Genomic DNA, 10439 nt, shown 5'->3' with positions numbered 1-10439 from the left:
GTCGCCGGCCTGCTGGTCACCACCGAAGCCATGATCGCGGAGGCTCCGAAGAAGGAGTCGGCTGGCGGCGGCATGCCAGGCGGCATGGGCGGCGGCGGCATGGGTGGCATGGGTGGCATGGGCGGTATGGGCGGTATGGGCGGTATGGATTTCTAAGGTCCACGCACTTCAACAATCTCGATGGGCGGCAGCGATGCCGCCCTTTTCTCTGACTCGGAGCCAAGCCGGATGCCACATCCACAAGGCTACATACGGCGGCACGTTCACGGCGGACACCAATGACTGACTTCATTCTGTTCGCCATTGTCGGCTTCCTCGCCCAGGCGGTTGACGGCGCGTTAGGCATGGCCTATGGCGCGATCTCCTCCACCGTGCTGCTCTCCTTCGGTGTTCCGCCGGCGCAGGCTTCCGCCGCGGTACACGCGGCGGAAGTGTTCACCACGGCCGCTTCCGGCACGGCGCACCACTACCACCGCAATATCGACTGGAAGCTGTTCTGGCGGCTTGCTCCTTTCGGCATTCTCGGCGGCTGCCTCGGCGCCTTCGTGCTGACCTCGTTCGACGGCGACATGGTGAAGCCCTACGTCACGACCTATCTCGCTGTGATCGGGCTCTGGCTGTTCCTCCGGTCGTTCCGCAAGATCCCCAGCAATCCGGTTCCTACCCGTCTTGTGGCGCCGCTGGGTACTGTAGGCGGCTTCCTCGACGCCGCAGGTGGCGGCGGATGGGGCCCGATGGTCGTGACCGGATTGCTCGGCGCCGGCGCGCCGCCCCGCTACGTGATCGGCACTGTCAATGCGGCCGAGTTCCTGATCACGCTAGCGGTGTCCGTCACCTTCATCGTCGCGCTCGTCAGTGGGCACTGGCAGGAAGCGGGGACGCTGTCGACACATGCAAGCTCGGTGCTGGGGCTGATCGTGGGCGGCATAGTCGCCGCTCCGCTTGCCGGATGGGTGCTCAAGGCGATTGCCGAGCGGACGCTTTTGCGGCTCGTCGGCTGCCTGATCATGCTGCTCGCTTTGTTCCAGACCGCCCAACAACTGGGATTCGTCTGACCTGAGCAAGCGGACTACCCTTCTAAGCCTTCCCTTTGCTTCCGGACATCATGATCGGCGTAACCGAAGTGAATCGCGGACTGGAGGCGACTTGCCACCCTGGAAAACCTAACCTGCGCCACGAACAGCGTATGGCACGCCAGTGATCAACGTGTTTCCCATTTCCGCCTCGCCCGGCCCATCGGTCCTTTTACGCTCTGCTCGATGCAGTGACTGCTCTGCTCGATGCAGTGACTGATGACGGCGGCGATCAACATTGCTTCGCGTGCTCTTTTAGTGCCAATTCAATCGCCTGGCTTAGAGGCACCGCCTTGGAGAATAGGAAGCCCTGAGCGGTTCTGCAGCCAAGCTTGTGCAGAATTTGCCGGTCTGCCTCTGTTTCGACGCCCTCGGCCATGACATCGATCCCGAGCGCCCGACCAATCGATCACCGTTTTGACAAGCAGCCGGTCCTCCCGAGACTTGGCTAGGCCGCGAATGAAGCCTTGGTCTATTTTCACCTTGCGTATCCGACTGTCCTTGAGAGATGCCAACGTGGAAAAGCCGGTGCCGAAGTCATCGAGCGCGATGGAAATGCCGGCATGTGAAAGGCGCCCGAGCTTTTCATCTACTCTGTCCGGGTCCACTGGGGATTCTTCGGTAATCTCGATTTCGAACATCGTTGCTGGGAGGTCTTTTGCCGCCAGACCATTCAGAACTATGTCGTCGATATCGCCGGCTTCCAATTCGCGCGGTGACAATACCTCTTCGGGGCGACATTTAGGGCCTGCCGCGGGAAGCTGCCGCCTCTGCGTGCAGGGGCAGCGATTACTCCGGCGAATGAGGCCCTCTTTCATCGCGCAAGGTCCAAAGCTGCTGGTACGGTTTCATCGCCTAAGCATGGCCGAAATGCCATGCCGCATAAAGGGGGCATGTTGGGCGAACCGAAGCCCCACATGTCGTGCAAGCCGTGCCGCCGGGTGCTCGCTTGAGTAGAGTCCGACGAGAATGTTCGTGCCGTGGAAGAGCGGCGCCGCTGACAGGCGCAGCCACCTTTCGTATCCGTGCAGCATGTCGGGATCGGCAATCTCGCGACCGTCGCGACATGCTGTTAGGATTCCATAGGCGAGTTGCTTCTGGCCGCTGATACCGATGTTGAAACCATGCGCAGTCACCGGGTGCATGCCGATGGCAGCGTCGCCGATGAGTGCGGCGCTGGGAGCTCGGAATTTGTGCGCCCAAGTCGTGACCAGCGGATAGGTATGGCGCTTGCTTGCCAAGGTCATTTTTCCAAGGCGCCCTCGACACCGGTTCGTCAATTCCCTCAGAAACAAATGGTCGCTGAAGGCAAGCAGTCTATCGGCCTCGTTTGAGCGCAGGGTGAGCAGCAGCGACGACACTCCCTCCGCCAGGGGCAACATCGCTATCGTCTGATGGTGATCGAACCATTCGATTGCCACCTGGTGGTGGGGGCGCTCATGCCGCACCCGGCATATTAGCATCGAGTAGCCAAGCCGATTGATATCGGCGCCTATGCCGAGCAGATCACGAGTGGCCGACAGACGTGAATCGGCGGCAACCACAAGGCTAGCGTTCAACTGCACGCCATTAGACAGCGTTACGAGTGCTCCTGTGTGGCTGGTTGTTGCATCTACGACCGAGTGGCCGCACAGCAGCCGCGCGTGATTCTGCACGTGGATTGTCTTGAACAGCGCGTCGCGGATCCGGCAATTTGGGACCAAAACTCCGAGGGGTTCTCCAGACCCGCTGGGAGGATCGAAACGCAGAGCGAAAGGGCTCGAACCGTTGAGCACGCGCGCGCCGTGAAGCTGTGATTTGTCCGAAGCGGGGATGGCATCCCAGGCGCCGATCTCGCGAAGGATTCTGATCGAGGCGTGGGTCAGCGCGATTTCGCGGCCGTCAAAAGGCGGATTGGCGAGAGTATCAATTGGGTTCTGTTCGACAACTGCGACCTTGAGTTGGCTTTGAGCGAGTGATGCGGCGAAGCAAAGTCCGACCGGCCCCGCTCCAACGACAATGATGTCGAAGCTGTCATCGGAGTCGGCCATCAGCGTGGCGCCATCGCGTAGGCTCTCCAGTGCCCAAGCACGAGCTGCGAAATCAAAAAACGCCTCTGATGCCAGTTAAGCACGACGCGCAAAAGCTATGGCCGCCTAAATAAGTGGCAAGCCGCCTCATCAGCGGCAGATGCTCACAAAGCCGTTGCTTGACGGCTGTAGCTGGCAAGTAAGCGGTCGATCGGGCCGTTGCTGCGGCGCGATCTCGCGATCCTGGGAACGGAACTGCTGCTGCTGCTGCTGATATTGCTGCCGCCGCAGCCTGTTCTCCAGCATCAGTAATTCGTTCTGCTCGACCAGCCCATTGCGATTGGCGGGGTTGAGGACTGGTGCCGAGGCGACTGGATCCGGCAACGTCGCCGTTCCCAGCATTCCCGACATGAAGATCGTCAATAGGCGAAATCGCGACATCCGTTCACTCCTGCAAACAAAACTTTGGCATACTCCGCTCACCTGGGCAGATAGCCAGCCAACCAACGGGTTTCTCACCTCGGCCATTCAGCTTTCCAGCAGCCACACTTGCATCGAGCCTTTTGCCCGATTGTTCCAGAGATAGTATGGCAGGGCGGTTAGCCGGCAGTCCGAAGCGATGGGGGGCGTATTTCTGTATAGGCTGTCTCCCCAGCCTTGGTCTTCGACGCGCTGCGCGGAGGCAGTCAGCGTGACCACGCCATCGAAAAGATCGCCCCGTTCCATCGTTTCGATCTTGGACTCTCGCGGCAGTGTGAGCTGCTGCACGGGCGCCCCGGGATTGTCGACCTCTTCAACGCAATAAACCAATGGTCCGCGCTTAAGCGCCACCCGGCCGATATCCTGCTTGACCGAGGGATGAGCATAGATGCGCTCGGGAGAAATCGGTAGTTCGAGGGCGATGGTGTCTCCGGCATTCCATAGCCGCGAGATCGCAAGATAGCCATTTCTGGTGCATGCCGTCACGTCGACTGCACATCCCCCGACCGAAGCTTCGGCTTCATGAGCCCAACCGGGAATGCGGAGGTTGATCGTGAACTCGGCCGGCGCGTCAGGGCTGACCTCGATCCTGATCGAGCCGAAAAATGGATAGGCGCTGGTTTCCCGCAGGAACACATTGCCCGTAGCGAGTTGAATGTTCGTCGAAACGCCGCCGTAGAGATGGAAGGCGATTGCGTTTTCACTGGCCGAGACGAAATAGCCTCCGATCGAAGCAATCAAACGAGACGAATTCATCGTGCAGCATGGGCATGAGTGCCAGGCCCATCTGCTGCGTCGCCCATCGCTCTCGAGCGGATTGGAGTAGAAATAGCGCTCGCCATCGCGCGAAAGGCCGGTCAGCGCGCCGTTGAACAACGCCTGTTCCAGAACGTCGGCGTATCGGCCGTCGAGTTCGAGATGCAGCATGCGATGTGCCCAGAAGATCAGGCCTACCGAGGCGCAGGTCTCCGCATACGCCGTATCGTTCGGCAGGTCGTGATCCTCAGTAAAGCCTTCATTCGCGGCAGCCGGACCCAAGCCGGACGTGATGTAGATTTTCGAGGAGATGACGTCGGCCCAGAGCACCTCGCATGCTTTCTTGAGGCTGTCGTCATTCAGTTCCGCCGCGAGGTCGGCCATGGCAGAAAGCATGTACATCGCTCGGACCGCATGTCCGACCACCTTAGTTTGCTCGCGCACCGGTCTGTGCGACTGGTTGTACTCATATCTTTTCGCCCTGAAATCCCTGGGGTTCTCCCCGCGCGCGACCGCTTCCTGATCGAAGTAGTGCGGCTGACGCCCGCGCTCATTCATGAAATAGGCCGCGAGGTCGAGGTGCATTCTGTCTCCAGTCAAGCGATAGAGCTTAACGAGGGCCAGCTCGATTTCCTGATGGCCGCAATAGCCGCGCTTCTGGCCGGGGTTCGGGCCGAATGTCTTGCGCACATGGTCAACATACCGCTCAAGGATGTCCAGGAGCCGGCGCCGGCCCGTCGCGAGGAAGTAGGCGATACCGCCCTCGAGCAGATGTCCAAGATTGTAGAGTTCGTGATTGTCGCGCAGGTTGGTCCAGCGCTTGTCGGGCTCGCGCTGCAGGTACCAGCAGTTTAGATAACCGTCGGGAGCCTGCGCCTTTTCGAGATCATCGACAATGTTTTCGATCCATGCCTCGATGTCGGGATCACGCCTGTGTGACAGCGCGTAGGATGCTGCTTCTATCCACTTGCCGGCGTCGGAATCCCAGAACACCTGCCCGAAATCGTGCTCGTTGCCTGGGACGCTCAGTGGCAGCGACTGGTTCGGCAGTGTGAGGGACAGCAATACACCTTGCTTGCCAAGCTGGACGTGCTGGCTGGGAATGGTCCGTGTCAGCACCGTCTCCAGCCGCTCGCGCCAGAATTGCCCCTCCAGCGCGACATCAACGAACCGAACTGGCTTGAACTCGCTCATTCGAACGCATCGGCTCCTGCAATGACATGCGCCGGCCTGCTCACGGCTTCGACAATGCCGGCGCCCCGGCGAACACGGCCAGCACCTGATACCGCTCAGCTTCCGTCCGGCTAGACATGCGTTCTCCCCTTGAAAAGACTCGTCCATTAAATCAGGGCGGTGGGGAGACAGCACTGATCTGGGTCAGCCAGACACGACAAACCCGCGCCGCCGGTCTATCCGCTCCGTTGCACTTGGAACACGTACATCGCCAGCGCTCGTGCGGCCGTGGGAGGTACTTCGTGGCATCGGCCGCTTGCATGGCGGAATGGGCGACGCAGGCCCTCGGGTGACGGAATCAGCGTTCCGGCCTCTCGTCCCGGTCAATGAGGATCCGCTCGGCGGCTCCGTCGAGATCCTCGTATTGACCGCTCCTCAAGGCCCACAGGAAGCCGGACAGACCCAGCGCGCCGAGAAACAGAGCTACGGGCATGAGATAGATAAGCGTCGTCATGACAATCGTGCCAATGCGCCGATACTGGGACGTTTGCCCCGCGTACGAACCGTCTGCGTTGGGCTCGCGGCAATGCCTTGCAGCCTCAGCGCATTGCCAATGACAAGCAGTGACGAAGCCGACATCGCGATTGCGGCGATCAGCGGAGTGACGTGCCCCAGGATGGCGATAGGCACGGCAACAGCATTGTAGACAATTGCTATGGCGATGTTTTGCCGGATCAGTTGTCCGGCCTTTCGCGAGACGTCGAGGGCAAGGGATACTGCCGAAAGGCTTTCGCGCAGGAACACGAAATCCGCTGCTTTGCGGCCAACATCGGCCGCCGTGGCTGGAGCGATCGAGACGTGTGCCGCGCCCAGCGCAGGGGTGTCGTTGAGGCCGTCGCCAACCATCAGCACCTTGTGGCCGTCCTTCGACAGCGTTTCGATATGCTCGACCTTGCCCGAAGGAAGCAGCGCCGGAACAAAGTGATGGATGCCCAACATCGCCGCGACCTCGCCGCAGGCAGCTGCGGTATCGCCAGACAGCATTTCCACGGAGATGCAGGCGTTGTTCAATTGCTCGATGGCCTCTCTGGCGTCTGCACGCAGCGCGTCCTCGAAGACAAAAGACGCGACAATGATCCCATCTTTGGTCAGAACCGTTCCGCCGTATCCGCGTTCGCCGGCGGTTCGGGCCTTCCACCCGGCCCAGCCGCGCCGGCCAAGTCGCCAGGTGCTGCCAGCGGCGGTGGCTTCGATCCCGAAACCAGGGTGCTCGCTGACGGACTCGAGCTTCGGCTGACCGGCAAAGCCCGCAGAGCCGGCTATGGCCCTTGAGAACGGATGGCGGGAATGCACGGCCATGTCGCCTGCGATGGCCAGCATGGCCGGATCAATGGACGACGCGTTGACGAGCCGGGGCTGTCCGAGCGTAAGCGTTCCTGTCTTGTCGAACACCGCCGTGTCGATCGCCGCCAGACGCTCCATAGCCGAGCCATCCTTGACCATGACGCCGCTTTCGAACAGACGCCGCGCAGCGACCACCTGCACGATCGGCACGGCGAGACCGAGCGCACACGGGCAGGTGATGATGAGAACGGCGATGGCGATCGTTACAGCCTGGTGCCAATCGCCGGTCGCCGCCATCCAGCCAAGGAACGTCACCAAGGATGTCAGATGGACCACTGGAGCATAGAGCGCTGAAACGCGGTCGGCGATCCTGCGATAATGCGCGCGACCGCCCTCGGCGGCTTCCATCAGCCGGACCATTTCGGCCAGGAAGGAATCCTTTGCGGCGGCTGTTGCTTCGATGGTCAGCGGGCCCGTGAGATTGAGTGTGCCGGCCTGCACGGTTTCCCCTGACGACACGGTTCTGGGTGTGCTTTCACCGGAAACCAGTGAACAGTCGAGATCGGAAGAGCCTCGAATGATCTTGCCGTCGACGGGAATCCTTTCGCCGGCGGTGACCAGCAGTTGCAAGCCGGGTTCGATCTCCTCGACCGGCAGGTAGTCGCGCGAACCATCCTCGCGCAGCACCATGGCGCCCCGCGCCGCCAGCCGTGACAGGCCGTTCACCGCGGTCCGGGCACGCTCGCGCATCACGTGATCCAGCGTGCGGCCGATCAACAGGAAGAACAGCAGCGACACCGACGCATCGAAATAGGCGTGGTCGCCATGGTTGATGGTCTCGTAGAGGCTCATTGCGTAGGCGAGCGAAACGCCAACCGCAATCGGCACGTCCATGTTCATGCGACCGTGACGCAAAGCATTCCATGCCGAGCGGAAATAGATTCCGCCGGCAAAGGCGAGCGCCGGGATAGCGATCAGCGCCGAGACCCAATGGAACAGGTCACGCGTCGCGCCTTCAGCGCCTGACCAGACCGAGACGGAAAGCAGCATGATGTTGCCCGCAGCAAAGCCGGCGACCGCGACGGCCCGGATCAGCTCCGAAAGCGTCTTGTCCTTCTCGCCGACCTGCGGGTCGAACAGATGCGCCGCGTAGCCCAGCCGTCCAAGCGCGGCGGCGAATGGCGGAACCTCCACCCCACGCCACCGGATCGATACCCGTTTCGTCGACAGGTTGACCCGAACGCCCTCGACGCGATCGAGCTTTTCGAGAGCCGTCTCGATCGCCTGGATGCAGGCCGCGCAGTGAACCGTCGGCACCGACAGATCGGTCTGGCGAAGGTCATCGCCAAGCAAGCGGCTTGCCAACCCGATCTCCTGGCTCGACGGCAAGCTGGACGTCGCTCCGCCCACATCCAGCGCCATTTCAGCGCCCGGCGCACAGCAGCTCATTGCAGTGCTCCCTGAGAAATCATGATCCGGCGAACGTCGCGATAAGGTTCTGGCAGACCGGCATCGGTGTCGACTTCGACGATCCAGACGCCATCCCTTAGCGTGTGCTGGGCGGCAAATTCCTGGCCCGAGGCAGTGGCGAGAGTGACGGCTTTGTCCGCGCCCGCGTAGGCGGGATGACGAAACAGCACCTTGACACTGCGCAACGGAACCGGTTTGCCGGCGGCATCGCTGAGACTGTAGCGGACTTCACCCCAAGAGATCGTCAATTTGCCTGTCCAGCCGAGCGCCGCCTGTGCGCGGCCTTCCTCGGCCTTTCGATTGAATTGCTGGCTGGCCACATAGGTGTTTTCGACGACAAGACCGGTCCAGCTCGTGCTGGCGAGCGTTGCCATGGTCAGATTCACACCAACGATCACGCCGAAAAAACTGAGAATGATGAGCAACATATGCCTGCCGGTGAATTCGCGGGTTTTTTGCGTATTGGCGCTCATCTGGCGATCTCCGGGGCGTTGAAGGTGGCGGTGTATTCGTCCGTTTCGAAACTCGCCTTGTCCTCGACGCGGAATTTGAACGTTTGGGTGGCGCCTCCGAGCCGGTCCGCCGGCTGACGCACGAAAACCTTCAGCATCTTCAGGCGGTCGGGTTCGACCGCGACGGCGAAGGACCGGTCTGCGGGAAGGTCGATACCAACGACGCTCATTTCGGCTCCCCGCAGGCCCTGCATCGTGACAACGATCGTCCTTGGCTCGGGGATCATGTTGAGCAGCTTGACGGAGTAGCCGTTGCGGATTGAACCGTCGGACAGCGTGACGAACTGCGGGTTGCGGTCGTGCAGAACGTTGACCTCGAGCCGGTCGCGCATCAGCAGCGAATAGAGCAGCGCAATGCCGACCGCCGACCACGCGCCCATGTAGATGAAGGTGCGCGGCCGGAAGATATCGCGGATATGGAAATGGGCCAATTTTTCGGAGAAAGCGCCGCTGTCGGTTCGGACGAGCGACGGGTTCACCGAGCAAGAGCCGCCTGCAGTCGCCACCGCCATGTTGGCGTTGTAATCGGACAGTGTCGCATAGGAGATCAGCCCGCGCTCCTTGCCAAGCTTGGCCATGACGCTATCGCAGGCATCGATGCACAGCGCGCAAGTGATGCATTCGAGCTGCTGGCCATCGCGAATGTCGATCCCCATCGGGCAGACGGCGACACAGGCGTTGCAATCGACGCAGTCTCCGACCGGCTGCCCCGCGGCCTGGACCTTCTTGGCATGACGCGACCGAGGTTCGCCGCGCCAGATATTGTAGGTCACAGTGAGCGAATTTTCGTCGAGCATGGCCGCCTGGATGCGCGGCCACGGGCACATATAGGTGCAGACCTGCTCGCGCATCAGGCCGCCGAATGTGTAGGTGGTTGCCGTCAGCACGGCGATGGTGATGTAGGCGACCGGCGCCGCGGTGCCAGCGAAGACCTCGCCAATCAGCGATGGCGCATCGGCGAAATAGAAGATCCAGGCGCCGCCGGTCGCTGCCGCTATGACCAGCCAGATGGCGTGTTTCGATACACGCAGCACAAGCTTGCGCACAGTCCAGGATCCGGCGTCAAGTTTCATGCGGGCATTGCGATCTCCCTCGATCGCACGCTCTACAACCAGAAACAGATCGACCCATACGGTCTGCGGACAGGTATAGCCGCACCAGGCTCTGCCGACTGTGGATGTGATTAGGAAAAGGCCGATGCCGGCCATCACGAGAAGGCCGGCCACATAGAAGAATTCCTGCGGCCAAATCTCGATGAAGAAGAAATAGAAGCGGCGGTTGGCAAGATCGATCAGCACGGCCTGATCGGGAGCAAACGGACCTCGGTCCCAGCACAGCCAGGGCGTCAGATAGTAGATCGCCAGCGTGATCGCCATCACCAGCCATTTGAAGCGACGGAAATTACCCGAAATTCGCTTCGGGAAAACCTTCTTGCGTGGGGCATAAAGCGGCTCACGGGTGTTGGGGGAGTCGATCGCTTCTACTTCGGGCGGTTCTGTCTGCGTTTTATCACGCACTTAGCATCTCCAGTCCCGCTGCCGATGTCAGGGCCGCCCATCGAACAGCCTCGCCGTGGGCGGTCCGCCCCGTGTTGATGCAGGTCGCAGCCGGAATGGTGTCGA

Annotated in this window: 9 protein-coding genes and 1 pseudogene; 1 reads left to right on the top strand and 9 read right to left on the bottom strand. The window is 61.1% G+C overall.

Annotation, left to right across the window (positions count from 1 at the left end; genetic code table 11):
* Window positions 1-278 precede the first annotated feature (278 nt).
* Window positions 279-1055, top strand: a complete 777-nt coding sequence (locus AC0L28_RS19275) for a sulfite exporter TauE/SafE family protein (protein ID WP_473479548.1) — start codon at window positions 279-281, stop codon at window positions 1053-1055.
* A 250-nt stretch (window positions 1056-1305) separates the two neighbouring features.
* Here AC0L28_RS19275 and AC0L28_RS19270 read toward each other — a convergent pair whose 3' ends face one another.
* The 9 genes and pseudogenes from AC0L28_RS19270 to ccoG form a co-directional block, all read right to left on the bottom strand.
* Window positions 1306-1452: a hypothetical protein gene (locus AC0L28_RS19270; RefSeq protein WP_473479546.1), complete on the bottom strand. Its 147-nt coding sequence runs from the start codon at window positions 1450-1452 to the stop codon at window positions 1306-1308.
* A gap of 85 nt (window positions 1453-1537) precedes the next feature.
* A pseudogene (locus tag AC0L28_RS19265) lies at window positions 1538-1891 on the bottom strand (EAL domain-containing protein); the annotation flags it as partial.
* 30 nt (window positions 1892-1921) lie between these two features.
* A complete protein-coding gene (gene ubiM / locus AC0L28_RS19260; protein WP_473479543.1) occupies window positions 1922-3103 on the bottom strand; it encodes a 5-demethoxyubiquinol-8 5-hydroxylase UbiM in 1182 nt (393 codons plus the stop codon).
* Between the two features lie 129 nt (window positions 3104-3232).
* A complete protein-coding gene (locus AC0L28_RS19255; RefSeq protein ID WP_473479540.1) occupies window positions 3233-3610 on the bottom strand; it encodes a hypothetical protein in 378 nt (125 codons plus the stop codon).
* Window positions 3611-5512, bottom strand: coding sequence for a glycoside hydrolase family 127 protein (locus AC0L28_RS19250; RefSeq protein ID WP_473479538.1), 1902 nt, complete (start codon window positions 5510-5512; stop codon window positions 3611-3613).
* Window positions 5513-5849: 337 nt separating this feature from the next.
* Window positions 5850-6005, bottom strand: a complete 156-nt coding sequence (ccoS, locus tag AC0L28_RS19245; protein ID WP_473479536.1) for a cbb3-type cytochrome oxidase assembly protein CcoS — start codon at window positions 6003-6005, stop codon at window positions 5850-5852.
* Window positions 6002-8284, bottom strand: coding sequence for a cation-translocating P-type ATPase (locus AC0L28_RS19240; RefSeq protein WP_473479534.1), 2283 nt, complete (start codon window positions 8282-8284; stop codon window positions 6002-6004). Before AC0L28_RS19240 ends, ccoS begins: the two co-directional genes overlap by 4 nt.
* Complete coding sequence (locus tag AC0L28_RS19235; protein ID WP_473479532.1) at window positions 8281-8778, bottom strand: FixH family protein; 498 nt, start codon at window positions 8776-8778, stop codon at window positions 8281-8283. The genes AC0L28_RS19240 and AC0L28_RS19235 overlap by 4 nt, the downstream gene beginning before the upstream one ends.
* Window positions 8775-10334 carry a cytochrome c oxidase accessory protein CcoG gene (gene ccoG / locus AC0L28_RS19230; RefSeq protein ID WP_473479530.1) on the bottom strand — a complete coding sequence of 520 codons (1560 nt, stop codon included), beginning with the start codon at window positions 10332-10334 and terminating at the stop codon, window positions 8775-8777. Before ccoG ends, AC0L28_RS19235 begins: the two co-directional genes overlap by 4 nt.
* Window positions 10335-10439 lie beyond the last annotated feature (105 nt).

The organism is Mesorhizobium sp. WSM4847, assembly GCF_055811335.1.
Note: the sequence above shows the minus strand (reverse complement) of the source record. Positions and strands in the feature narration are given on the sequence as shown.